This window comes from Alkalihalobacillus sp. CinArs1, assembly GCF_947387515.1.
Taxonomy (GTDB): Bacteria; Bacillota; Bacilli; order Bacillales; family Guptibacillaceae; genus Guptibacillus.
Window position 1 is genome coordinate 182,276 of record NZ_CANDOB010000003.1, and the last position, 25,821, is coordinate 208,096.

Consider the following 25,821-nt stretch of genomic DNA (forward strand, 5'->3'; position numbering starts at 1 on the left):
CTTTTTGTTTATTTCTTCTGTAGAGTTGGGTCTTTCTTAGCGTATTTATTTCGTATCAATATTGGGATAACAGACAAGATCAAGAAGACGATCACTGCACTAGCAATCACAAGCGGATCTCCTGATACAAGACTACTACCTAGAAAGTTATAAGCAAACGTGCCTGGGATTATTCCGATCAACGTACCGAATAGGAATGATGAAAACTTAACTTTTGATAATCCAGCTGAATAGCTAATCAGATCGAAATTAAACAAGGGTACAAAACGGAAAAATAGAACATAGAAAAAGCCATTCTTCTCAAGCTGCTCTTGTAATTTACGTCCTTTCCCTTGCCAGTCTTTATTCGCGATCGATTTTCCTAGCGTTCTCGCCACGACGAATGATAAGACGGCACCAGAGGTTGCACCTAAGACCGTATAAAATGTTCCAAATAAAGATCCGAAAGCGAGTCCTCCAGCGATCGATAATACCGATGCTGGGAAGAAAATGAGCGGACGAATCGTATAGATCACGATATATACAATGGGAGCTAACACTCCGAATGATAAAATCCAATCTCGTATATCGTTCACTCGGAAATCTAAGTAGGTACGGCTAAACCAGATGAGTCCAATTACTACTAAGATGATGCCGCCCCACTTTAACCAGTTACTTGGTTTTTTCATAGTTCCATCCTTTCTACTTTAGCCTCTACTCTACCTTACTATACTGTAACGTTGATTGAATGTAATTAGGCTTACAAGAAAAGAAGTGCCGATTTTACGCTACGAGAACATTTGTTTGTATACAAAAAATAATGTTAGGAGCATCAAGCTACTCGATATGACTGATTCCCCTTTAGAAGCGGTTTTTAAGTAGAGTGGAAAGCGAACTCTGAGCGGAATTGGATAAAATAACTGTATTCCTCTCACCGTTAGTGCATCTAGAACTATGTGACTGACAATACCGACGAGCAAGCCGATTTGAACAGTCTCGTAGTACATAAATGTAAACGTAGATGTGAGCCAATAGACTAAGATTAGAAACAATAGACTATGTGTGATCGTTCGATGACCAAAGAACCGACTTATGTTTTTAGATAATACTTTCGCTTTTCTACCTGTCCACGAGCCCGGGTGACAGATATCGGGTAACAAAGCTCCGAACAAGCAGCTACCGTAAAATACGATGAGCTCTGGAACCGGTAAGACTTCCGTTATGTAATAGCTGTGAGCCGCTGCCCCCATACAAAGACCACCCATCAAGTGGGTTTTTCCTTCCATTCTTCTCAACTCCCTAGTTGTTTTATTCTTAGATGATTATGGTGCGATTTTTCCGGAGGGGCAATCATACGTTCGCATCCTTTAGTATAGCATACTTTTTTCCATAAAAAGAACCTGTTCACTAACTGAACAGGTTCACATTCGTTTTAATCAGTATTTGATTCTTTCTTTAATTCACATGCATTGCCGGTGTCAGCAACATCAACGATAAACGATCCGTTGCTATACCTGTCATTCGGTCGGTAGCTTGAAGGGTCAATTTGTACTGGTTCTCCTTTTTCAGTCCGAACAATAACAGTATCACCTTTTGTCACGGTTTTAACGCCTATCACTCGATGCGGGTTCGATTTCAACTCTCTTAGCATGACGACGCCTCGTTTTGCACGTGAGGCTAGATCGAATTCACTTAACGGCATTTTCTTAACCGCTCCCCGATGAGTCAAGAGGAATAAGTCAAACTTCGTTGTTGCATCAAACAAGATTCCGCTCACAACAAAGTCATCGTCTTTTAAGTTAATTCCTTTCACACCACTTGCACGCTGACCAACGACATTTACTTCTTCTTCTTTAAATCGTAATCCATAACCAAAATGAGTTGCAATAAACACTTCGTTCTTACCATTCGTCACATACACATCTACTAGTTCATCATCTTTTTTAAGCTTGAGTGCCATCAACGGTTTAGAATACCGCTGAGCTTTGTATTGAGATAGTTCCGTTTTCTTAATCATCCCTTGCTTCGTTACGAATACGAGGAACCGTTCATCTTCAAATTCATTGATCTCCATAGCTTCAATGATCCGCTCGTCAGAATCGATCGGACATAGATTCGCAACATGCTGACCTAGATCTTTCCACCTGATATCTGGTAGTGCGTGAACAGGTAAATAGATGTAGCTTCCTTTATTCGTAAAGAGCAGAATGGTATTGGTTGTATTGCTATCAAATTGGCGCAGTAAGAAGTCTGTTTCCTTCATTCCGAAGTCTTTTCCGTTCGAAGCAGCATAAGACCTTGGACTCGTACGCTTAACGTATCCATCTTCTGTGACAGTAACGATCACATCCTCTGAAGGGACCATCACTTCAAGGTTCACTTTGATTTCTTCGATTTCTTCTTCGATTCGAGTCATACGCGCATCTGCATATTTCTTACGGATTTCAAGAAGTTCTTTCTTAATAACCGAAACGAGTTTCTTCTCACTCCCGAGAATCGACTCGAGTTTTTTAATCAACTTATCCAGGTCATTGGACTCTTTTTCAAGCGTCGTGATATCTGTATTCGTTAAACGATAAAGCTGCAACGTTACGATGGCTTCCGCTTGAGCCTCTGTAAAATCATATTCACTAATCAAGTTGTTTTTAGCGTCACGCTTATCTTTTGAAGAGCGGATCGTAGCGATCACTTCATCTAAAATCGAAACGGCGCGTATTAACCCTTCCACAACATGTTGACGAGCCTTTGCTTTTCGAAGGTCGTGTTCAGAACGGCGGGTTACGACTTCTTTTTGGTGTTCGATGTATGCTTTAAGGATTCGTTTCAATCCCATTTGCTTCGGTGTTTTATTATAAATGGCGACCATATTGTAGTTATACGTGATCTGTAGGTCAGTCGCTTTATACAAGAATTTAAGGATGCCTGACGCATCTGCCTCTTTCTTCAGTTCAATAACGAAGCGAAGTCCCGTCCGATCCGTTTCGTCACGTACTTCAGAAATGCCTTCAACTTTACGGTCGACCCGTAGTTCGTCGATTTTCTTTACAAGATTCGCTTTGTTTACTTCGTATGGAATCTCTGTTACGACGATTTGCTGGCGGCCACCTCGTAAATCTTCTATTTCGGCTTTTCCTCTAAGGATGAATTTTCCTTTACCAGTTTCAAAAGCTTTCTTAATTCCTTCCGTTCCTTGCGCTATTCCGCCAGTAGGGAAATCTGGACCTTTAATGACAGACATCAATTCTTCTACAGTGACATCCGGGTTTTCCATCTGCATCACGGCAGCATCAACGACTTCCCCAAGATTATGAGGTGGAATATCCGTCGCATAACCAGAAGAGATTCCCGTTGAGCCATTTACGAGTAGATTCGGAAAACGAGCAGGAAGAACAATCGGTTCCTCCTGCGTATCATCAAAGTTTGGTGCAAATTCAACTGTATCTTTTTCGATATCTCGTAACAGTTCTGAAGAAATCGCTGCAAGACGTGCTTCCGTATAACGCATCGCGGCAGGTGGATCTCCATCCACACTACCGTTGTTTCCGTGCATTTCAACTAATACGTTTCGCACTTTCCAATCTTGACTCATACGTACCATCGCGTCATAGACGGATGTATCACCGTGCGGGTGATAGTTACCTATAACGTTACCGACTGTTTTAGCAGATTTACGGAACGGTTTATCTGCGATGTTTCCTTCATGATGCATCGCGTAAAGAATACGTCGCTGCACGGGTTTAAGTCCGTCTCTAGCATCAGGAAGTGCTCGATCTTGAATAATGTATTTACTATACTTACCAAATGCATCACCAAGGACGTCTTCTAGTGGTAAATCTAAGAATTTCTCTGCGTTAGCCAATGTTACGCCTCCTCAATGATGGAAATATTCTCGTTTTCGATGATGTTGGTATCTTCATTTAATCCAAAGGCCACATTTGATTCGATCCATTGTCTTCGGGGTTCAACTTTGTCCCCCATGAGAACCGAAACGCGTCGTTCAGCTCTTGCAATGTCTTCGATCTTCACACGGATCAACGTGCGGCTTTCTGGGTTCATCGTTGTTTCCCATAATTGATCGGCGTTCATTTCACCTAGACCTTTGTAACGTTGGATCGTATAGCCTTTCCCTACTTTTTTCATCGCTTCTTTCATGCCTTCTTCGTCCCAGGCATATTCTACGACTTCTTTCTTCCCTTTTCCTTTACTTACTTTATAAAGTGGAGGAAGAGCAATAAAGACTTTGCCATGTTCGACAAGCTGCTTCATATAGCGGTAGAAAAACGTTAGTAGAAGAACTTGAATGTGAGCACCGTCCGTGTCAGCGTCTGTCATGATTACGACTTTGTCATAGTTCGTATCTTCGATGTCAAAGTCAGGACCAACCCCTGCACCAATGGCATGAATAATCGTATTGATCTCTTCATTTTTAAAAATGTCTTGAAGCTTGGCTTTCTCCGTATTGATGACCTTACCTCGTAACGGTAGAACAGCCTGAAAACGACGGTCTCGCCCTTGTTTAGCCGAACCTCCGGCTGAGTCACCCTCAACAAGATACAGTTCATTCTTCTTAGGGTTACGAGAGGTCGCTGGGGTTAGCTTCCCGCTCAAGATCGTTTCTTTACGTTTTCCTTTTTTCCCAGATCGCGCATCTTCACGTGCTTTCCTTGCTGCTTCTCTTGCTTGAGCCGCTTTTATCGATTTCTTAATAAGCATCTCACTCGTCGATGGATTTTCTTCTAAGAAGTAAGAAAATTGTCCAGAAACAACAGCATCAACTGCGGAACGCGCTTCACTTGTACCGAGTTTGCTTTTAGTTTGTCCTTCGAATTGAAGTAGGTGCTCTGGAATACGGACCGATACGATTGCAGTAAACCCTTCTCGAATATCGTTTCCTTCGAGGTTTTTGTCTTTTTCTTTTAATAAGTTCACTTTTCTAGCATAATCATTGATCACACGCGTGATTGCAGTCTTCATACCTGATTCATGCGTACCGCCATCTTTTGTTCGAACGTTGTTAACGAACGAAAGAACGTTTTCAGAAAAACCGTCGTTATATTGAAACGAGAAGTCGAGCTCGATTCCGTTGTTCTCACCTTCGAACGTTACGACGGGATGTAGCGTTTCTTTGTCTTCGTTTAAATAATCGATGAACGCTTCGATCCCTGTTTCAAAGTAAAATTGCTCGCTACGATCATGACGTTGGTCTTCTAGCGTAATCTTCAATCCTTTAAGAAGAAAAGCGGCTTCGCGAAGTCTCTCACTCAACGTGTCGTAGTTATAATTCAATGTGCTAAACATCGTTGTGTCTGGCTTAAAATGAATCAATGTACCCGTCTTACGTGTTTTTCCTTTGTTTTCAAGGGTCGTTACCGGTTTACCGCCGTTTTCAAAACGCTGCACGAACGTAAAGCCGTCACGGTGGATCGTCACTTCGAGCCATTCAGATAAGGCATTTACGACAGAAGCACCAACACCATGCAAGCCGCCACTCGTTTTGTATCCGCCCTGACCGAACTTACCACCTGCATGAAGGACCGTTAAGATGATTTCAGGAGTTGGTTTACCGAGCTTATGCATTCCAACGGGCATCCCACGGCCGTTATCCTGAATGCTCACACTGTTATCTTCATAGATCGTTACTTTGATTTCATCACCATGTCCAGCAAGGACTTCATCTACTGAGTTATCTACAATTTCATATACAAGGTGATGAAGACCTCTTGAATCCGTGCTCCCAATATACATACCAGGACGTTTCCTAACCGCTTCAAGACCTTCAAGCACCTGAATCGAATCATCACTATATTCGTTTGCTTGTTTTTGTTTCGTTGCCATGTTTTTCCCCTTTCAAAACTCTGTATAGAATAGCCTACCATATGAGAACATGTGTTTCTATCTCTTTTTCTCTCATTTTGTTCAGCATTGCCAGATAGAGGCTGTTTTTATAAGTTGTCGACCGATTATCGACGGATTACCGTTTCAATAAGGTTGCTGTATATAAAAAATCCTGCACAGTGGCAGGAGAGAAAAACATCGAACCGTATTGTACCTTATTGTCTATTCTTCATCAATTGTTTTTAATCTATGTACATTTCCAGGTTCATACCCGATCGTGACGTGATCTCCTTCATCGACCTTGTTCCATTTTGATTCATCGGCTAAATAGGGAGTTTTGTTTACAATAAGATAAAAATAAGGTTTTTCGACCGCATCGATCGTCTCTTCATCGTTCCCGCTCTTGTCATTTGTCTTTTCAGTTAGTTGGGGTTCTTCATATCGCACCATTTTCTTTTGTACTTCACCAGTAACAAAAACAAGTTCATCCTTTTGCTCATTTGCAAAGGCAGTTCCTATTGCAAGGACGATGCAAAGGGATAAAACGACTAGAATGGTTCCCCTCAGTAAGTTCATACAGAGGCTCCTCTCAACGTACTTTCGTAATAAGTTTACCATACATTGTGGATTTAAGTAGTAGTTTTCAAGGCAACGTCCTACAATTCCTTCTACGCCTATTGGGTTTCACGCTAACATAAATCATATATAATTTTAATAAATGTTCCTGACATCGAAGTGCTGTTAACCTCTTTTTTATTTGTTAACTTACACAAAAATTAAGTTGACACTATGACGGAAATCTTTTACGATTCTTTATAGAAACCGAAAGAGAGGGCTAACTATGAAAAAAATGAGAACGATTGATTTAGTATTCGCTGGAATGTTTGCTGCCTTGATGGCAGTCGGAGCAAATATCGCACAATTTTTAGTCGTAGGTGGCGTGCCGATTACGCTACAAACATTCTTTGCTATATTAGCAGGGCTATTACTAGGTAGCCGACTAGGCGCAATTTCAATGACTGTCTACGCGTTAGTTGGTTTCGTAGGTGCACCGGTCTTCGCTCAGTTTACAGGAGGTCCTGGTATTCTGTTCAAACCGACATTTGGATTTATCTTATCGTATATTTTAGTCGCTTATATCGCAGGAAAGATCATTGAATCAAAAGCAAAGCCTACTTTACGAACATTTATGATCGCTAGTTTCACAGCATTTATTCTTAACTACGTTCTCGGAACAAACTATATGTATTTCGCTTATAAATTCTGGGCGATGGCGCCTGAAGGGTTCACGTATGGTATGGCCTGGATGTGGATGCTCGCTCCGCTACCAAAAGATATCATCATGTCAATCGTCGCAGCTGTTATGGCACCACGCATCTACAAAGCAGTGAATAAATCTTCTCAGCGTTCTGAGAGTAGAGTCGCATAGTATAATGAAAAAGAGAGCTTATCCCGCTGATAAGCTCTCTTTTTGATGCTGTATTACCCTGTTAACGCTTCGGTCTTAACTCTTTCCATAAACTCGTGTACCACTTTATTGTTACTTTTCTCACTACCTAACTTCAACATAGCCCTTCCAACAAAGTTAACACCTTTGTTTTGACCTTCATATATAAATTTAGTGGTAGTCTCATCAAGTTTAAGTAACGTAAACGAAAGTGTGATCTCAAACGCTTTCCCCAAAACGAAACTTTGTTCTTTGTGTTTTTTGTCCGGTAGGTCTTCATATGCTAGTGTTTCGACAATGTAGGTTTCAAGCCGCTTTCCTTCACGATACGTTTGCTTATGCTTTGCCCCTGCCTCATCCTCCTTCTTTTCGATCAAAATATGTTCCTCTACTTTCGGCATGATCCGTTTAATGTTTTCATCTGAAAACAATCTCCATACGTTCTCTATGTTCTTCTCAATAATCATTTCTTCTTTCCATTGAATCATTCATCGTTCTCCTTTCCAGATGCAAGAAACTCATCAATCTCCTCAAGCTGAAGATAAAGATCTTCTATCTGCATAGTAATCTTGTTTCTTTTTTGAAGTAATAATTGTTCTAAGTTAGCAAAAGACTCGTCCTCCATCACACCGATCATTTCTTGTATCGAAAAACCAAGCCTTCTTAACTTCACTAGGAGGATTGCTAAGAAGTAGCTACCGTCATCGTAGTACCGATACTTGTTAACTGAATCAATATAAGCGGGTTCGAGTAACTTTACTTCTGCGTAGTACCGTAATGTTTCTTTACTTAATCCCGTCATCTCGGAAAAATCACTAATCTTGTACATTCTCTCACTCCCACCTATATCATAAACTGTGGGGTACACCACAAGGTCAACGTTATTTTATTATTTTATCGAATTAGAAGCCAATATACGAAGAACGTTCCATATCTCTCAATCTACACGATCGTTCAACTGATAGGTAGAAAACCTTCTCAAGAACTAGTATGCGGTCATTAGAAGCAAAAAAATCACACCAGTAGATAGGTGTGATTTCGGATATCCTTTCATGCTTACCCACTCTGTGTCTGGCTCGATTTTTTCGTGTTCAGTAGTAAAGAAGAAACAAACATAAGTCCTAGGAACACGATGATTAAGCTAAATCCTCCTTTGTTGCCGAATATCTCCGACACAATTCCGATCAAATACCCTGCAAGTCCTCCACCGATTCCAGCTGCTACATAGATTAGGCCAAGCGCAGAGCCTGGGTTTTTCGAAATGCTCGTTCCGAATGCTGTTGCGGTTGGAAATAGCGCTGAGAAAAACAAACCTGCCCCTGCAAATAGATAAGGCATTTGGTTTGCGAACAGAAAGCTAATGCCAACGATCAGCACTGAACCGAGTGAAAATGTGATCATGATCAATCTTTCATTTATTTTGTTCGCGAGATACGCGACCCCTAGTCTTCCAATCATAAAGAACACTGAGAAGAGCGATAGAATCGTTGCGACCATATCAGACTTCGCTTCTTGCGAGAGACCACCGAGATCTAACGACTTCAAATACGTTGGAAAGAAATTCGTAAACGAAACCTCTGCAGAGACTTCAAAGATAAGAAAGAACATGAGAAAGACCATCTGAGCGTCTTTTATCATTGGGATAAATGCTTTTAAGTTAACTTTTTGAGGCTTCCCTTCTGGAAACGCAACGGATGTGACATAGAAGATCACGATCACGTTAAGAGCGGCGATTCCTACATAAAAGTATCGCCATGACCCAAACTGGAATAAGAAATTTAAGACTTGAGGGAATAAGACCATTCCGAGTCCATAGATCCCCATAGCAAGGTTAAACATCTGATTTTGTTTATTCGGGTATGCAGCAGGAACGATCGCATTCGATGCAACACCTAGAGCTCCAAGCCCAAAGCCGATCAGCATATAGAATCCTAGAAAGAACGTGATGTTTGGTGCGAACCCCGTACCAAGGAATCCAAGCCCCATTAAAGCTGTTGCAAAGATCACCATTATGCGAAGTCCTTTTTTATCCGTTAAATAACCAAAGAGTAAACTCGCAAAGGTAAAACCTAGCTGGAAGATAAAGACCACCAGTCCAAATTGACTCATATCGAGCCCTATGTCGGTTTCTACCTGGTTCAGAACAATTCCTTTTGTATTCGTTACTCCTCCTGAAATAAACTGTGTAAATAATAGGATGATGAGAGCGTGAATGCTATTTCCTTTTGACATGTGTGTAACCTCCAAGATGTATTCTAACCGGGGGATTCCACCGTCTACACACGCGTAAACGTGTTTGAAAATTTATTACATTCTTGTAAAACGCTCTCATTCCTGCCATGCCCGCATGTACGAATCGAAAAAAAAAAAAAAATGACAGAGGCATTCTGCCTCTATCATTTATCTCATTTGGTAGACTGTAAACGTAGCGATGAAGTAGATGATGACGATTGTAAGTGGTGGGAGCACGTAGTAAAACGTCGTTCTGTGATTCCTTCTCGTAATGCTATATAAAATCACAAGGATGACAACGACTGACGAGACAGTCGTAATAATGTTCGACATACTAGCGTGTCTAAAAATATTCGTCTCGAGATACAACACATCCGTAAAAGAAAGCAGCATGATATTGAACGCGTTGCTTCCTAGTAATGAGCTTACTCCCATGTTATAGTTTCTCAATTTCAGCGCGGTCGCAACACTCACAGCATCAGGAAGCGACGTGCTAGCACCTACTAAGAATGAGCCGACAAACGAAGCCCCAAGACCCGTTTCGGTTGCAATTCGATCAGCCGTTAACGTCAGGACTGTTCCCACGATCATGATCCCTACTGCTGAAAGGATAAATCTCGTCAGGACCTTTTTGTACGTAAAATCATTGTACTGTTCATTTTTCCTGCTCTTTCGCTTCACTTTTTCTTCCGTTTTTTTGTTGATCAACTTGATTCCTACAAGATACACGAAAACAAGGATGACAGAGCTATATCCAATATGGAACACTGATGCAGGTAGCGTAAGAGATAGACCAGCTACTACAATCAATGTCATCACGATCACTAAGTAGATATAGAGTTTACTACCAATATCCGTTTTACCCATGATCTGCTCTTTCCGGTACACAATATCAAGTACTGCAAGCGCTAAAAGGTTAAATAAATTGCTTCCTAACAGATTTCCGATAGCAAGGTCAGGGCTATCGATCGCAATAGCCGTCACACTTGAAGTCAGTTCTGGCAAAGATATAGCAGCACCTATGATGATCCCCATAAACGCTGATGAGGTTTTTGTTTTCTCACTAAGGGCATCGCCGTACATAGCGAGCCGAGTCGCCACAAAGTATGTCGCGATTGCTGCAATGATAAATAAGACAAAGACAAGGAATAAGTTCATTGTGTGTGGGTCTCCTTCAAGTTTCATTCATCTTAATCTATTACCTGTTCCGTTAGGAGTTAAACTTAGAATGGAGGATATTATGAAGGAGAAGGAGAGACACAACAAAACCCGCATCGTAGCGGGTTTTGTTCACTGTATCTTTTTTTCAGGAGTAAGCAGATCAAAGTTTCTCCATTCAAAAGGTAATAACTGTTGATATCTCTTTTCTACGTAACGGCTGTCGATCAGCACTAGAATTCCTTTATCCGTTTCAGAACGAATCAATCGTCCGCCTGCTTGCTGAACCCGATTCATTCCAGGATACACGTACGTGTATTCAAATCCATTCTTCCCGTCAAGGTCAAACCGTTCTTTCATCAATTTGCGCTCAGTATCAAAGTTTGGTAATCCAACTCCTACAACGACTACGCCAGTCAGTCGATCTCCTTTAAGGTCGATTCCTTCAGAAAAGATCCCCCCGAGTACAGCAAAACCAGCGAGGCTTTTTGAACGTCCAGATGTGAATGTTTCTAAATACTGTTCCCGCTCTTCTTCAGTCATGTTTTGATGCTGAAGAATCGTGTCGGTGTCAATTTCTCTATCTGTATACGCTTCATAAACGCGTTCCATATACCCGTAGGAAGAAAAGAAAAACAAGTAGTTGCCTTTTCTTTTTGTCACAACATTTTCAAGTAGATCGATGAGTGGCTCCAAAGTTTCCTCGCGTTCTCGGTATTTCGTAGACAACGGTGCGATATAAACACTCATATTCTCTTCCGGAAAGGGAGAAGGGATCGTTACTTGATAGTCATCATCCTCCCAACCAAGCATGTTTTGATAGTAGGACAGTGGTGAGAAGGTAGCTGAAAAGAAGACGGTCGACCTGAAACCGTTTCGCATTCTAGAAAGTTGATTTGAAGGGTCAAAACAGAATAATTTCATGCTAGCTTCAGATTTCCCCGCTTGAACGAGAGTGAAAAAATGATGGTCGTATAGTTTCGCAATCCGTATGAAATTTTGACATGTAAAATACACATCTAACAGTTCTTCATCATTCCCCTGAAGTAACAACTCCTTCTCGCACACTGAAACAAACGTATCGAGGTGAACGAGTAATTCTTCATCGACATCAGTTTGAACAACATAACCGCTCTGAGCGGATTTTTTATAATCGATAAATAATTTGTTGATAGAGGAAGCGGCATTCGAAATTTCTTGATTAGTCGATCGATAGGATCGTTTTAGTTGTAAGAACGCAGATTTATGCAATTCTGCAGAGAACATCCCCCTTGCTCGATCAACAAGGTTATGCGCTTCATCGATCAGCACCGTTGTTTGTTTCTTTTGCTCTTCAATCAACCGTTTCAACGATACGCGCGGATCGAATATGTAGTTATAATCACATATCACGGCATCTGCAACGTAGGCAGCATCTAGGGAAAGTTCAAAAGGACAGAGTCGATGCTTATGTGCATAGCCTTCAAGGACCTCTCTCGTAATTCTCGTTTCGTTCCTCAAGAGGTCTAATAGCCCCTCATTAATACGATCATAATACCCATCTGCATATTCACAATAATCCTTTTGGCAAATCGTTTTCTCTTTAAAACAAACTTTATCCTTCGCTGTAATGGTAACGGATGTAGCAATGAGACCTTTATCTTCCATCATTTTAAACGCTTCTTGTGCAGTTTCGCGTGTGATTGTCTTAGCGGTTAAGTAGAAGATCTTCTGTCCATGTCCTTCACCGATTGCTTTTATCGTCGGAAAAAGCGTGCTCATCGTTTTTCCGATTCCTGTAGGAGCGGAAGCAAAGAGTGTAGCACCTTCTTGGACGGTTTTATAAACAGATCCAGCAAACTTTCGTTGTCCTTCTCGATAGGTTTCAAACGGAAACGTCAATGAACGACTACTGTCTATCAACCGATGATGATGGTCAACTTTCCATCTTGCGAAAGGCGTATAGCGCTGTATGACTTCACTTATAAAGTGCGAAAGGTCTTCAAGTGAGTATGAATTGGTAAACGTTCGGACTTCCTTCGTTTCCGATTGGATGTATGTCAACTGAACGGAAATAGTAGCCTGGTCATACTTCATCATCGCCATGTAGGCATAGCACTTGGCTTGAGCCCAATGAACGGCATAAGAGTTTTCGTTTATTTCCTCAAGTGGAAGTGAAGTTGATTTAATTTCATCGACAACGTACGAATCATTTCTCTTTAATAGACCATCACATCGGCCTTCAATATAAAAAAGGAGGTCGTCGTATTCAAACTCCATCTCAAATGGAACTTCTTTTTGATCCTGTTCACCATACTGTTTTTGAACGTATTGATGTAGCTTTGTCCCTTCATGCATCGTAGTCGCCGTTCGAAAGCGTGCGTCTATGCTTCCACTTCGAAATGCATATTCAACGAGCGGTCGAACGGAAACCTTTATTGATTCGTGCATATCATCACCTGATCTATGTATTTACTACCTTTCATTATAACAGGTGCTGCCAAACAAAAAGAGCTCTGGCTATTAGCCAGAGCTCTAAATATTAGTTTACATCGATCGCCCAGTTTCCATTTCGGAAAATGGCTTCTGTCGTCCCATCTTCTAGAACGCCATCGATATCAAGTTCACCAGATCCCATCATAAAATCAACGTGCGTGATACTATTGTTCACGCCATTCTGATCTAGTGCTTCATCATCCATATCTGCTCCGCCTTTAATGCTGCTTGGGTATGCTTTACCAAGCGCGAGGTGACAAGAAGCATTCTCATCGTACAGGGTGTTAAAGAAAATGAGACCTGATTGAGAAATAGGCGATTCGTGTGGAACGATTGCAATCTCCCCTAGTCTTCTCGCACCCTCATCCATGTTCAACAAGCTCTTAAGCGTCTCGATTCCTTCTTCTGCTGAATAATCAACCACTTCACCATCCTTAAACGTGAGAGAGAAGTTATTGATTAAGTTACCACCGTAACTAAGAGGTTTTGTACTCGAAACCGTACCGTTCACGCCATATTTGTCTGGAAGTGTGAACACTTCTTCCGTAGGCATATTCGCATTGAATTCGATCCCTTTCTCAGAAAGAGATGAACCGCCTTTCCAGATGTGTCCTTTTGGCAATTCGATCTCAAGATCTGTACCCGGTGCTTTGTAAATGAGCTTTTTAAACTGGCGATCGTTTAATACATCTCTTGCTTTAGCAAGGGTAGCGTTATGGTCATTCCAAGCTTCGATCGGATTATCCTTATCTACACGAGTAATCTTAAAGATTTGCTCCCATAGCTTTTCAACCGCTTCCTCACCGCCTGACTCAGGAAACACTTTTTTCGCCCATTCTTCATTGGGAACAGCGACGATTGACCATGTGATCTTGTCGTTCATCGTATATTTACGGAAGTTCTTCATCGCTTCTCCAGCTGCTTTGTTAGAAGCTGAGATGCGGGATGAGTCGATTCCTTTAAGTAGATCCGGGTTTGTAGAACGAATCGAGAGTAGTGCAGCGCTCTCTTCAGCAAAATGATCGAACATCTTCACACGCCATTCAGGGACGTTTTCTAGCACATCCTGGGCTGCATTTTCATACCATAAACGATCAAGAGTATCATCTGTCCAATTAATATGTACGGTTTTCGCTCCGATTTCATAAGCGTTCTTTGCTACCATCCTTGCGAAGTCAGCGCTTTCAACTGGCGCATTCACAACTAACATTTGATTTTCTTGTAGGTTAACTCCTCGTTTTAGCGCAAGCTCTGCATATTTTTGGAGCGTTTCTTGTTTTGACATGTACATTCCTCCTTGTTTGACAATTTAAGTTTAACAAAAGTAATCGGAATTGTCCTGCTGAGTAATAACCAGAAAGAGGTGCTACTATGACGGAAGAAAGAAAAGGCCATGAAGAGTGCCAATGCGATCATACGATAACGGTGATGGGGACGGGCACGATCGACGTCACACCAGACCGTGGAATCGCTGTTCTTGGGGTCGAAACGCTGTCTGCTTCAATCACCGAAGCACAACAAGAAAATGCCTCTACAACAACTAATATCGTTGCTTCGTTAAGAGGAATGGGAATACCGCCACATAACATCGGAACGGCTGTCTACAAAATAGAAGAAGAATATAAGTATGAGGATAATAAGAAGATTTTCCTCGGTTACAAGGTCACACATTTATTAAAAGTGGTGATCGATGACGTTGCATTAACCGGGAGAGTGGTCGATACAGCAGTGTCGGCTGGTGCCACGACCATCTCTAGCATTACGTTCGATGTGCGTAATAAAGAGCCGTATTACGAAAAAGCTCAAAGACTCGCCATACGCCAGGCAAAAGCAAAAGCAGAAAACATCTCAGAAGCGCTTGGACTTTCACTCCCCTCATCACCACACAAAGTGATTGAAGCAGGCGTTCCAGAGACGATTACTCCTAGAAATATCGCTTACTCATCTGCAACCCCTATCCAACCTGGCCAAATTGCAATTACGGCAGATATCACGCTCATTTATCTTCTAAACAAATAAAGACGTCCACTGTTGGACGTCTTTACTTATTTCGTCATCGCATGCTCAACTTTGATGCAGCGATCCATAACCATCGTCATGTTGTGCTCTTTGCCATATCGATAGGCTTCCTCATTGGCGACTCCAAGCTGTGACCAAAACACATCAGCACCAATGTCCACAGCATCTTTCATAATGTCAGGTAGAAACTCACTCCGTCTAAATACGTTTACGATATCAACGTGTCCTTCGATATCTTTTAATGAGTCAACTGCTTTCTTGCCAAGCGTCTCGTCGATCGTCGGATTAACGGGTATGATTTCATAACCGGCATCTTGCATCGCCTGTGATACCATATACGACGTACGAGAAGGGTTATTCGAAAGTCCTACAACGGCAATCCGTTTATTGTCCTTTAAGATTTTCTTAATCTCTTCTCGAGATGGGTTTTCAATCGCCATTTCATACACCCCTTTTTCTTAGTTACCTCTATTATAAAGTTTTCCTCAATCAAGCCCTATTAAAACGCTCAACGATTAAGTAATTCCTTAAGAGAGTGTAGAATAAGGTCAGGGCGATTCAGAGGAACATGATGGCCTGATCCTTTTGCAACACGGTAAGTACTATTAGAAGCTAAGAGCCTTTGCTCTTGAATCAACTCACTCCAAACCGTTTCCATCTCTTCCGCTTCATCTTTTACAGTTCCAGCATCGATTTGCTCCCGGATACTATGTTTTTTATCTCTCGCTATGATTACGAGTGGAACTTGTGGAAACGATCGATTATGTAGCGATGCAGCATACTCCTTCCAAAGTGAGAGTTCTTTCCCAACTGTTTGATATAAACTTGGGTTGAGATCGTGATCATATAATGCCTGTTGAATAGTGTTGTTCCATTCTTTTTGTTTAGGATGGAGTTCAGGTGGTTGTTCGAGCTCTAGCTCTGTAGGAGTTAATGCAGACAACCTCGAGCACATCTTGAGCCAATACTCATCAGTGTTGGTTTCATCACTTGACTTCACTTCATCTAAGCGGTGCATGTTAATCGATGTTGAATCGATCAATAACACCCCTGCTACTTTCTCTGGATAATGCATCGCAAATCCTTGAGCGATCAATCCACCGTACGAAAAACCTGCAAGCATAACTGCTTCGTCGATAGAGAGCGCTTCTAATAAAGAATAAAGCTCTTCGTGAGGGGTTGCTAACGTGTGGTTCAATACAGGCTCTGACCTTCCATATCCGGCTCGGTTATAAGCTAGAAATGAAAAGTCAGAATCCATTAGTTCGTTCCACTCATAAAGTGATCCGCCCATTCCTGTTAACAAAACGATCGTCTTTCCAGTTCCTCTCCTATAGTAATACTCCTTGATACCATGTGATGTGGTAGTAAGAGACGTTTCCATCTAATCCCTCCCATTATCCAATTCATGGTAACACAGTTTTTGTTATCTTTGTCTAATCTCTTTAAGAATCTCTAAACCCTTCGTTACTCCTTGACTCATGGCTGATCCACCACCGTATGCAGCGGAGACCAACATCGTTTCATAGATTTCTTTGTCACTACATCCAAGTTCAACACATTGATCCATATGATAAGTCATACTCTCTTTATCCCCATCTTTCGTGCTGATAGCTAAAGCCATTAAATGCTTCGTACTCTTTTGGATGTCGCCTTCTTCAAAACATTCTGCGGTAAACCTATTGTACTGTTTTATAGCTTCAGGTAATGATTCGGTAAGCTGCTCGATCCCTGTACGATAGGATTCTAATCGTTCTTCTGCTTGCTTCATCACAATCTCTCCTTTTCGTTAACGTAGTAATACACTTTCCTTCTTTTTATCAAGAACGAAACAATTGAATGTGCAATATATCTTATCTGAAAAATTTGCTATAATTTTCTCATAACAATTAAGGAGGAAATCATATGTCAAAAATTCTACATTCAACTTTTACAAGCAGGAGAGGTGAAACGAACTAATCATTACCCCTCCTGCTTTCGATTTGTCGGAACATTTTTGAGAAAGTTGGAGGACAATGTACTCGATTTCTGAAAGGAACATTTCTGTTTTATTTTGGGTGAATTTTTTTGGGTCAATTAGCTTCTTGCAGCCTGTTCTAACACTGTTTTATTTAAGTAATGGCTTAACGGAAGCAACGATTTTAGTCGTATTGATGTGCTGGAGCGGTGCCGTATTAATTGGAGAAATACCTGCTGGGGTCTTTGCTGACCGGTTTGGTCCGAAACTCTCATTCTTAATCGGCTCCTTAATTAAACTACTGAGCATCATCGTACTATTGCTTTCAAACGATCTGTGGTTATTTATGCTATTTAGTTTTCTAAATGGCTTTTCTGTTACCTTTTTCTCTGGAGCGGATGAAGCATTAATCTACGAATCGTTAAAAGTCGATAAAAAGCAGAGCAAGATGGATGAAGCGATGGGAAAAATTCAATCCGCAGGTTTTATCTCGATGATTCTTGCCGTATTGATAGGGGCTTTTCTTGCAAACGATTTAAATCAGCAGCAATTCCAGCTGTTAATACTATTAAGCCTTGGCGTCTATCTGATTGAATTCATTCTACTATTCTTCATTCATGAACCAGCCGTTGAGATGACTGTATCCGATACGTCGATGAATAAAGTTGTAGAAGGATTACGTGTGATCAAACGAGCCCCGCAGCTTTTATTGATGTTTCTGAACCTTACACTCGTTTTCATCCCCACAGTGGCTGTGTTCGAGAGGTTTGATCAACCCCTGATGACCGAAGCGGGGTTACCTGTATTTTTAATCGGACCTGTTTATGCAATTGGAGCACTTCTCGCATTCTTTTCATCAAGAAGTATTACATTTCTTACAAAAAGAATTTCAAGAATAACCTTGATGTATGCTTCAGGCTTTCTGAGTGCAGGCGGGCTTCTTGTAGCAGCACTGTTTCAAGATACGCTTTGGTTGATTCTTGGTGTCATCCTTTTCTTAAGGTGGATCGGTGCGATTCGTTATCCGATCTATTCTCAGCTCAGTAACGATATCATTCCTTCGCATGTGCGGGCTACGACGATTTCATTATTATCTATCTTAGATTCAATATTTGATCTAATCGTCTTTTTATCACTTTTACTGTTTGCTGGAGAAGGCGTATCCGGGATCTTAATCGGCGCTTCAATAATCGCACTATTTGGCTCAATCATACCGATTCAAAAACGACGAATAAGACTCACCGTTAAAATCCCAAAAGAATTCCAATAAAGGTTTGCATTCCGAATATGTGAGTGCTATTATGTAATTAAACCATTTTTACTTTTAATATATTTAGGATTTAAATTAGCTGTAACTTCTCGAGGGGGTAACAAAGTTAAATCCTCGCTTTTGAAGTTACAGTTTTTTAATGTAAACGTATTACTTAGTGAAATGGTGAATTTTAAATTATGTACGATGTGGTACATTAGGAGGCAATTTTTTATGCAAAACGGTAAAGTAAAATGGTTCAACGCTGAAAAAGGTTTCGGTTTCATCGAAGTTGAAGGAGCAGACGACGTATTCGTACACTTCTCTGCAATCAACGGCGAAGGTTTCAAAACTCTAGACGAAGGCCAAGAAGTTAGCTTCGAAATCGTTGAAGGTAACCGTGGACCTCAAGCTGCTAACGTAACAAAAGCATAAATTGTAAATTCATAAGAGCCCGGTGATCACTCACCGGGCTCTTATTTTTTATTTTAAGTTTTTCGTTAAGAGCAGTTCATCATGCAGCGGAATGTTGTAATACCCTGTTTTTGGTATTTCTTTCTTCACCTTACGTGCCTCATCAACTGCACCACGGAATACGCTCGTAATACGATAGCCTCTCTTTTGATAAAAACGGAGTGCGTCCATATTGTCATTCGTAGTTAGAAGTTCTACCTTATGGATACCTTTTCGATAAGCAGCAAGCTCGACTTCAAGTAATAGCTTACTCCCTATGCCAGCCCCTTCATTAAAGCTATCGAGCGATATGATTTCACACGTCTCACCACGGAAAACATAAGTGATTAATCCTTCGACCTTACCCTCATGCTTCAAATAAAAGCCGTCTAAGTCGTTGCTATGATAAACACCTGAAGAAACCACCATCATGTCACTTCCCCAGCTCTTTTTGAAAATGTCGTTTATGTACGATCTATCTTGATCTTGTACAGAATTCAGGTGGAGATAAGGTTCATACATCATTAGCTGACAATCTCTCATCGCGCCTTCATGCCACTCGTGTTGTTTTAGAATAGATTTCTTTTTAAACCCAACTTTTTCATAACAAGCAATTGCTCGATCGTTCCATACCTGCGGATCCATAACGATCAACGCTGCTTCTTTTTCTTTAACAAGAAACTCAACAACCATTTTGACAAGTTCAGTACCTATGCCTTTATTCCAGTATGAAGGCTCACCGATAAACTGGTCCATACCGTATGTCCCATCTGGAAGGGATACCCACGCAATAGAATAGGAGCGGTAGAACTGAATATAACCAATTGGAGCTTTATCATAGGACACGATACAACCGACGACATCATTTCGATCAAAATAGTCATCCTTGATACGATTTAACGTATAGGGACGATCTCTTCCTTCGTAATATTTCAAAACATGATCATTGGTCAGCCATTTTAATAAGAGGTCTTCATCACCTGGCGCGAGACTCCTTATTGCTAACGATCCAGACTGGATAAACACATTTTCATTCATTAAGTTATTCACCTCCCCCACCTCCATCGAATCCGCCGCCGCTATCGTACCCTCCTGAGCCACCATACGTATGGTCCGTTTCAACATAACTTGAATCGAATGAAGGCTCACTTTTTGTTGAGTGAAGTTGGTCTTTAATCGATGATTCATCATTACTAGATAACCACTCTCTAGCAACAGCAAATGCAAGGATACCTTCTACGTCAAGTTGATCTAGTTCGCTTCGTTCTTCTGGGGAAATGTCTACTCGCTCTTCAATCGATGCGATAACAAACATACTTGCAGCTGAGCGGGACTCGAAAGAAGGTTTTGGATTCGAACTTACTCTCCTTTTTTTACGGTTATGATCGGAGTAAAATGCGAGGGAAATTATGCTAGTCATTACGATTAGAAAAAACAATCCGATTCCACTCATGATATTCCTCCTCATTTGTTTTACTTTTATTACGTAAAACACCCCTTAAGGTTTCAAGTTTGTGAATTTTTTTAGAAAATAACGCATAAATAGTAATATTTCTTAACAAAATAGGGTATAATAAATAATTTATGCTGTATCAATATAAGTACCCATGTGTTACACTAAGAGTAATCTTCTTATAGATGGGAATTGATATAACAATATGGGAAAATACATGATTGACCACCAAAACCGAATTGTCCATAGGACAGCCTATGCTGGTGATGAGTGCCACTTGCCTGAAACACCACTTAAAGATCGGTCTGAGGTTAATCTTGACACAGAACTCGAGGTATTGACGGAGCAAAAAGGATACCAAAAATGTTCTTCCTGTTTTTTCGGTTCTACATTTGAAAATCATCTTGAATATAATCGGCAAACTAGACATGCTAAACATATATAGCTTTTACGTAGGCAAGGACTCGACAAATGAGTTCCTTGCCTTTATTTATGTATAATTGCGCTCTTCTCTAGGACGTTATCTTCCAAGTTAGATGGACACTTTGTCACAAAAACCTTTAAATACCTGTCTTTTATCGGTATAATAAATAATAGTTTCTGTTTTCAGAACAATGTCTATATTCTTGAACTTCATTTTATTGCTGTTACTTTAACAGCTTTGTGTTATATTTATAACATTGTTTTTATAAAGATACAGTTATTCATAAAATTATTATACATAACAGAGGTGACAGTCGATGCAAAGTAGTAATCATCAAGAAAACGTAACAGCTTCCAGTATCATGAAATTCGCTATACCATCATTGATCGGGATATTCTTATTCATGATTCCCATACCCGCAAAGGAAGGAATCACGATACCAATAGCGAAACTAGCTGATTGGCTTCAAGTATTTTTTGCTGAATCAGTTCCAGTAACGCTTCCCCAGGTAATGACACTTATCATTTCGATCACAGTGATACTCAGCATTATTGCAGTGGTGGCTAAGCCAAAATGGGTAACAAACTCCCCATTTCTCGTAAACTTACTGCAAGTTTCACCAATTTGGCTCATCGCCCGTACACTTGGGATGATCTTTGCTATTCTTACCTTATACAAGATTGGGCCAGAATGGATTTGGTCAGATGCAACGGGTGGTTTGCTGCTAAATAGTCTTATACCTATACTATTCTCTGTATTTTTATTTGCTGGCCTTTTCTTACCACTTTTATTAAATTTTGGGTTGCTAGAATTATGCGGTGCGCTTCTTACTAGATTCATGAGACCGCTCTTTACACTCCCTGGTCGTTCATCTATCGATTGTCTCGCATCTTGGATGGGTGATGGAACGATCGGTGTTCTACTTACAAGTAAACAGTATGAAGAAGGATATTATACAAAAAGAGAAGCCGCGGTAATCGGAACAACCTTCTCTGTTGTATCCATTACGTTCAGTATCGTAGTGTTAGCTGAAATGAGACTTCAAGCATATTTCATACCTTACTATCTAACGATCGCACTAGCTGGTGTCATTGCAGCAATCATCATGCCTAGAATACCGCCGTTATCTAGAAAACCTGATGAAACACATGAAAATGTATCCGATAAGCGTAGTGATGCAATTCCAGACGGCTATACACCATTTCGATTCGGAATCGTCAAAGCGACTGAAACTGCAAGTAAAAACAAGATTTCATCCATCGCAAAAGGCGGCGTCCAAAACGTTTTAGATATGTGGATGGCCGTTATTCCAATCGTTATGGCAATCGGAACGATCGCATTGATTATCGCTGAGAACACCCCTCTATTCAGCTATTTGGGAGCACCATTCGTTCCGTTACTCAATCTGATGCAAGTGCCTGAAGCCGCAGAAGCTGCTCAAACGATGGTGATCGGATTTGCAGATATGTTTCTACCAGCTATCATAGGTTCAAGCATTGAAAGTGAATTAACTCGCTTCGTCATCGCTTGTCTATCTGTTTCCCAGTTGATCTACATGTCAGAAGTAGGTGGATTGTTACTTGGATCAAAAGTACCTGTTCGTTTCTTTGATCTTGTTATCATTTTCTTAGAACGTACACTGATTTCACTACCAGTAATCGTGATTATGGCGCATATTATCTTTTAATTTTTTGCCAGGATTGTATATCCTGGCTTTTTATTTTGGTATTGAGTTCTTAATGTATTGTTTTAAAAATTATTATCTATAATACGGTGCGTGAAATTTTATAAACACATAAAAAGAAGACAGCCGAAGCTGCCTTTATTTATCAAAAAGAATGACGATTTTGCCTCTAGCATGGTGCGATTCACTCACTCTATGCGCCTCTCTGATACCTTCTTCACTAAACGGAAACCGATGCCCGATAGTGGCTTTGATACGCCCCTCTCTTAAAAGTTCACCGATCTGATTTAGCTGTTCACCATTGGGTTCTAACCATACTGTTCCTGAGCGAACTCCTTTATCCTTCGCCTTTTCTTTATCTGGGATATCGACGATCGACACAAGCCTTCCTCCCCCATTTAATACGAGGAAGCTTTTATCCAATACTTCTCCTCCGATCGTATCGATTACAACATCGTATTCTTCCACAACATTAGAAAAGTCTTCTTCTACATAATCGATAACACGATCTGCGCCTAACGCTGCAACGTACTCCTTGTTTTTCCCACTACACGTTGTTGCTACATAAGCACCATTCTCCTTAGCAAGTTGAATCGCAAAGCTCCCAACTCCACCAGAACCGCCATGAATCAGAACCTTATCCTCTCTTCTAACATCTGCAAAATTAATCAAGCACTGCCATGCGGTAAGACCGACTAACGGGATCGAGGCGGCTTCTTCATATGTTATATTATCTGGGATATGAGTGAGTAAATGAGAATCCACGACAACTTCTTCAGCGTAAGTACCTTGAGCTGTCGTTGCTGGTCTTGCAAAAACCCTGTCTCCAACTTCAAAGTCTGTTACGTTGCTACCTTTTTCCTTTACGATACCCGCAATGTCCCAGCCAAGTGTGATTGGAAAATTGAAAGGAAGCTTCTCTTTCAAGTAACCCTCTCTTACTTTCCAATCGATAGGGTTTACTGAAGTTGCATAGCTTTCAACAACGACCTGGTCGTCATTTGGCGTTAGCGAATCAAGTTCAACTTCTTTCAATTGCTCTCGTCCACCATAGGCTTCGATCACTACAGCTTTCATTAATTAGCCTCCTTCATCACTGTTCACGTTCGATTCGATCAAACTTGCTCAGTGTAATCAATTGCTGAACTGTAAGATGCCCACTCCATTCTTTCTTCGCTTTTTCCCAATCATCCTGGTACTGCCCCCACTCCCAAGTAGGTGCCCAGCTACCATCTTCCTGCTGTTTCTCTATTATGTAGTCAAGATTAACATGAACCTCCTGATTCAATTCATCTACAAATGGTGACTCTTCTGAATCGACGAGAACAACGGGTTGAACGCCATACGAATCCCATTTCTCGGGACGATCTACGATATATGGTAGCTGCTTTTGCACTTTCTCTAGTATGACATTTTGAATATCTCCTTGAGCTAAATCAGCTAGCCTCAAGTAACATTGAACTTCGTGGATTTCATATTCGTTCAAATCACTTAAATGATCCATCACTTTCATAAGCATTGCAGATTTAGGTTCCTTATCATCACTATACGCCATCAGGTAACCGACGATTTCGGCATCAGGGTTTGCCGAGTATTTCTGCTCTCCCTCCTGAACACTCCACCATGGTGCATGAGGAACATGGTTGACTGCCTCTGGCACAGCGTTCCAGCCTTCCTCCTTACATGTAGATTGAAAGTAACGTATTCCCTCTTGAATAAACGGATGGTCTTTAGATAATCCGAGCTTAATTAAAAATTGAAAAGCTACAGTGGTAGCCATCGGTGATGATTCTTTTAGTCTGAAATCTGGTTCTATACTATGACCAAACCCGCCATCATCATTTCGGTACTGTTCTAGCTGTTCTAAAACTTCCTCTTTACTTCCTGATCCATTCCAAAAATGAAAATATGCTCGATCGATTCCTCTCGCCTCGTTCTCTATGTATGAGCAGGCTTTATCATACTGTTGCTTCGATAGTTTTTTCATCAGAATCAGTCCTTTCGTTAGGTCTATACATTACACAATATCCATAAATCTCTTTTTCGAATCATTTTTCTCATAAAAAAGAAAGAGCGAGGTTTACCCACGCTCGCTCTGCAGCCCTTTAACTTACTTGAAAACTTTCCTCGAGCGCTTTTCGAAGCGCTTCAGGAATCGGCTCACTTTTTTGTTCTTTAAAATTAAAGTAAACAATCACGGATTCACCTTCAGCAACAAGCTTACCGTTCTCTGCATTCGTCATACGGTGACGCATGACGAAACTCTTCGTTCCAATCTTCTTGATATCCGTTTCAACCGTAAGCGTTTCACCGAAGTACAGTTGGGCATGGAAATCACAATTTGTAGATACTAAGATGAATTTCCAGTCATCAGTACCCGAACTTCCTCTATGCTGATTCAAAAACTCAACCCTTGCTTCTTCCATGTAAATGAAATAGCTCGTATTATTCACGTGCCCAAGGGCATCTGTTTCACAAAATCTAACCTTTACGTTCATTTCGTGGCTCATCTCATTCCCTCTTCCCTATCACCTGTGTGTAAACTGTGGTTTTCTTTTTTCAAAAAAGGCATTGACACCTTCTTTAATATCTTCAGTCTGAAAAACTTGGTCGAACAGATCTGCTTCAAGTTCAATCCCTTTTTCCAACTGCAGTTCAGTTCCTTTATTAACCGCTTGTTTTATTCTGGATAAAGACTGAAGAGATTTATCAGATATCTTAGACGCTAGACTCTGTGCGTATGTCATGCCTTGTCCAGTTGGCACAACGTGATTCACAAGTCCGTATTGTTCTGCTTCGTGCGCAGTGATCGGTTCACCAGTAAACATGATTTCTTTTGCTCTCGCTTCTCCCACTAAGCGAGGTAACCTCTGAGTACCTCCTCCACCTGGAAACAATCCTAGTTTAATCTCTGGCAAACCTAGCTGCGCCTGATCTTCAGCGACACGGATATCACAAGTCATGGCTAGTTCACAGCCTCCGCCGAATGTTAGTCCATTTAAAAGAGCGATCGTCGGTTTAGGAAAATCATCAATGTAGTTAAACATTCGATGGGTATCCATGACGATTTCCTTGAAATTGGCTTGTCCCATCCATTCAGGGAATTCCTTAATATCAGCACCTGCCACAAAAGCTTTGTCTCCAGCACCCGTTAAGATGACCGATACAGCTTCGTCATCCGTTTCAAGTTCTTGAAAGATGTCATAAATGCGGTTGATCACTTCTTTACTTAATACATTAAGAGGCGGGTTATTGATCGTGACGATTGCCGTTCTTTCTACAATTTCATACGTTACCTTTTCCATCCTAGATCACTCCTTTTTTATGTAGAACATTTTTCAACGATAATAAAGAGCTACATGTTAATCTTACATGTAAACGTTTGTAATTTTCAATATATTTCAACGGTTTTATTTTTTATTATCGGGGAATTAGGAGTTTACATTTTTAAAAGGA

At 40.9% G+C, this 25,821-nt stretch carries 25 protein-coding genes; 5 read left to right on the forward strand and 20 right to left on the reverse strand.

What is annotated here, in order from left to right; all coding sequences use genetic code 11:
• Positions 1–8: 8 nt before the first annotated feature.
• The 5 genes from PFZ69_RS16645 to PFZ69_RS16665 form a co-directional block, all read right to left on the reverse strand.
• Positions 9–668 carry a TVP38/TMEM64 family protein gene (locus PFZ69_RS16645; RefSeq protein WP_270182227.1) on the reverse strand — a complete coding sequence of 220 codons (660 nt, stop codon included), beginning with the start codon at positions 666–668 and terminating at the stop codon, positions 9–11.
• Between the two features lie 99 nt (positions 669–767).
• Positions 768–1,265 (reverse strand): metal-dependent hydrolase, encoded by a 498-nt coding sequence (locus PFZ69_RS16650; RefSeq protein ID WP_270182228.1) that lies wholly within the window; start codon positions 1,263–1,265, stop codon positions 768–770.
• 146 nt (positions 1,266–1,411) lie between these two features.
• On the reverse strand, positions 1,412–3,838 hold the full coding sequence (gene parC, locus PFZ69_RS16655) for a DNA topoisomerase IV subunit A (RefSeq protein WP_270182229.1): 2,427 nt from the start codon (positions 3,836–3,838) through the stop codon (positions 1,412–1,414).
• A 2-nt stretch (positions 3,839–3,840) separates the two neighbouring features.
• Entirely contained in the window at positions 3,841–5,814 is a 1,974-nt protein-coding gene (parE, locus tag PFZ69_RS16660) for a DNA topoisomerase IV subunit B (protein ID WP_270182230.1), read from the reverse strand.
• Between the two features lie 222 nt (positions 5,815–6,036).
• Positions 6,037–6,390 (reverse strand): hypothetical protein, encoded by a 354-nt coding sequence (locus PFZ69_RS16665; protein WP_270182231.1) that lies wholly within the window; start codon positions 6,388–6,390, stop codon positions 6,037–6,039.
• 274 nt (positions 6,391–6,664) lie between these two features.
• Here PFZ69_RS16665 and PFZ69_RS16670 point away from each other — a divergent pair, with 274 nt between their 5' ends.
• Complete coding sequence (locus tag PFZ69_RS16670; protein WP_270182371.1) at positions 6,665–7,243, forward strand: biotin transporter BioY; 579 nt, start codon at positions 6,665–6,667, stop codon at positions 7,241–7,243.
• 53 nt (positions 7,244–7,296) lie between these two features.
• On the opposite strand, the gene PFZ69_RS16675 is transcribed toward PFZ69_RS16670, so the two are convergent.
• From PFZ69_RS16675 to PFZ69_RS16700, 6 genes are all read right to left on the reverse strand, one after another.
• Entirely contained in the window at positions 7,297–7,749 is a 453-nt protein-coding gene (locus PFZ69_RS16675) for an SRPBCC family protein (protein ID WP_270182232.1), read from the reverse strand.
• On the reverse strand, positions 7,746–8,090 hold the full coding sequence (locus tag PFZ69_RS16680; RefSeq protein ID WP_270182233.1) for a MerR family transcriptional regulator: 345 nt from the start codon (positions 8,088–8,090) through the stop codon (positions 7,746–7,748). The genes PFZ69_RS16675 and PFZ69_RS16680 overlap by 4 nt, the downstream gene beginning before the upstream one ends.
• 227 nt (positions 8,091–8,317) lie before the next feature.
• Positions 8,318–9,493 (reverse strand): MFS transporter, encoded by a 1,176-nt coding sequence (locus tag PFZ69_RS16685; RefSeq protein WP_270182234.1) that lies wholly within the window; start codon positions 9,491–9,493, stop codon positions 8,318–8,320.
• Positions 9,494–9,661: 168 nt separating this feature from the next.
• On the reverse strand, positions 9,662–10,651 hold the full coding sequence (locus PFZ69_RS16690; protein ID WP_270182235.1) for a sodium:calcium antiporter: 990 nt from the start codon (positions 10,649–10,651) through the stop codon (positions 9,662–9,664).
• Positions 10,652–10,783: 132 nt separating this feature from the next.
• Positions 10,784–13,081, reverse strand: a complete 2,298-nt coding sequence (locus PFZ69_RS16695) for an ATP-dependent DNA helicase (protein ID WP_270182236.1) — start codon at positions 13,079–13,081, stop codon at positions 10,784–10,786.
• 91 nt (positions 13,082–13,172) lie between these two features.
• Entirely contained in the window at positions 13,173–14,411 is a 1,239-nt protein-coding gene (locus PFZ69_RS16700; RefSeq protein WP_270182237.1) for an aminopeptidase, read from the reverse strand.
• 86 nt (positions 14,412–14,497) lie between these two features.
• Here PFZ69_RS16700 and PFZ69_RS16705 point away from each other — a divergent pair, with 86 nt between their 5' ends.
• Entirely contained in the window at positions 14,498–15,145 is a 648-nt protein-coding gene (locus PFZ69_RS16705; RefSeq protein ID WP_270182238.1) for an SIMPL domain-containing protein, read from the forward strand.
• A gap of 26 nt (positions 15,146–15,171) precedes the next feature.
• Here PFZ69_RS16705 and PFZ69_RS16710 read toward each other — a convergent pair whose 3' ends face one another.
• From PFZ69_RS16710 to PFZ69_RS16720, 3 genes are all read right to left on the reverse strand, one after another.
• Complete coding sequence (locus tag PFZ69_RS16710; protein WP_270182239.1) at positions 15,172–15,585, reverse strand: CoA-binding protein; 414 nt, start codon at positions 15,583–15,585, stop codon at positions 15,172–15,174.
• A 68-nt stretch (positions 15,586–15,653) separates the two neighbouring features.
• Entirely contained in the window at positions 15,654–16,529 is an 876-nt protein-coding gene (locus PFZ69_RS16715) for an alpha/beta fold hydrolase (protein ID WP_270182240.1), read from the reverse strand.
• Between the two features lie 42 nt (positions 16,530–16,571).
• A complete protein-coding gene (locus PFZ69_RS16720; RefSeq protein ID WP_270182241.1) occupies positions 16,572–16,916 on the reverse strand; it encodes a carboxymuconolactone decarboxylase family protein in 345 nt (114 codons plus the stop codon).
• Between the two features lie 244 nt (positions 16,917–17,160).
• Between PFZ69_RS16720 and PFZ69_RS16725 the strand changes: the two genes are divergently transcribed.
• A complete protein-coding gene (locus PFZ69_RS16725) occupies positions 17,161–18,372 on the forward strand; it encodes an MFS transporter (RefSeq protein ID WP_270182242.1) in 1,212 nt (403 codons plus the stop codon).
• A 213-nt stretch (positions 18,373–18,585) separates the two neighbouring features.
• Positions 18,586–18,786, forward strand: a complete 201-nt coding sequence (cspD, locus tag PFZ69_RS16730; RefSeq protein WP_270182243.1) for a cold-shock protein CspD — start codon at positions 18,586–18,588, stop codon at positions 18,784–18,786.
• 48 nt (positions 18,787–18,834) lie between these two features.
• On the opposite strand, the gene PFZ69_RS16735 is transcribed toward cspD, so the two are convergent.
• Together PFZ69_RS16735 and PFZ69_RS16740 are read right to left on the reverse strand one after the other, a co-directional pair.
• Positions 18,835–19,854: a GNAT family N-acetyltransferase gene (locus PFZ69_RS16735; RefSeq protein WP_270182244.1), complete on the reverse strand. Its 1,020-nt coding sequence runs from the start codon at positions 19,852–19,854 to the stop codon at positions 18,835–18,837.
• Positions 19,847–20,257 (reverse strand): hypothetical protein, encoded by a 411-nt coding sequence (locus PFZ69_RS16740; protein ID WP_270182245.1) that lies wholly within the window; start codon positions 20,255–20,257, stop codon positions 19,847–19,849. Before PFZ69_RS16740 ends, PFZ69_RS16735 begins: the two co-directional genes overlap by 8 nt.
• Positions 20,258–20,997: 740 nt before the next feature.
• On the opposite strand from PFZ69_RS16740, the gene PFZ69_RS16745 reads away from it, so the two are divergent.
• Complete coding sequence (locus PFZ69_RS16745; RefSeq protein ID WP_270182246.1) at positions 20,998–22,368, forward strand: YjiH family protein; 1,371 nt, start codon at positions 20,998–21,000, stop codon at positions 22,366–22,368.
• A gap of 135 nt (positions 22,369–22,503) precedes the next feature.
• On the opposite strand, the gene PFZ69_RS16750 is transcribed toward PFZ69_RS16745, so the two are convergent.
• The 4 genes from PFZ69_RS16750 to PFZ69_RS16765 all read right to left on the reverse strand — a co-directional run bounded on the left by PFZ69_RS16750 (position 22,504) and on the right by PFZ69_RS16765 (position 25,670).
• Positions 22,504–23,442 carry an NADP-dependent oxidoreductase gene (locus tag PFZ69_RS16750; protein ID WP_270182247.1) on the reverse strand — a complete coding sequence of 313 codons (939 nt, stop codon included), beginning with the start codon at positions 23,440–23,442 and terminating at the stop codon, positions 22,504–22,506.
• A 16-nt stretch (positions 23,443–23,458) separates the two neighbouring features.
• Complete coding sequence (locus tag PFZ69_RS16755; RefSeq protein ID WP_270182248.1) at positions 23,459–24,352, reverse strand: hypothetical protein; 894 nt, start codon at positions 24,350–24,352, stop codon at positions 23,459–23,461.
• A 118-nt stretch (positions 24,353–24,470) separates the two neighbouring features.
• Positions 24,471–24,875: an acyl-CoA thioesterase gene (locus PFZ69_RS16760; RefSeq protein WP_270182249.1), complete on the reverse strand. Its 405-nt coding sequence runs from the start codon at positions 24,873–24,875 to the stop codon at positions 24,471–24,473.
• A gap of 18 nt (positions 24,876–24,893) precedes the next feature.
• Positions 24,894–25,670 carry an enoyl-CoA hydratase gene (locus PFZ69_RS16765; RefSeq protein WP_270182250.1) on the reverse strand — a complete coding sequence of 259 codons (777 nt, stop codon included), beginning with the start codon at positions 25,668–25,670 and terminating at the stop codon, positions 24,894–24,896.
• Positions 25,671–25,821: the final 151 nt, after the last annotated feature.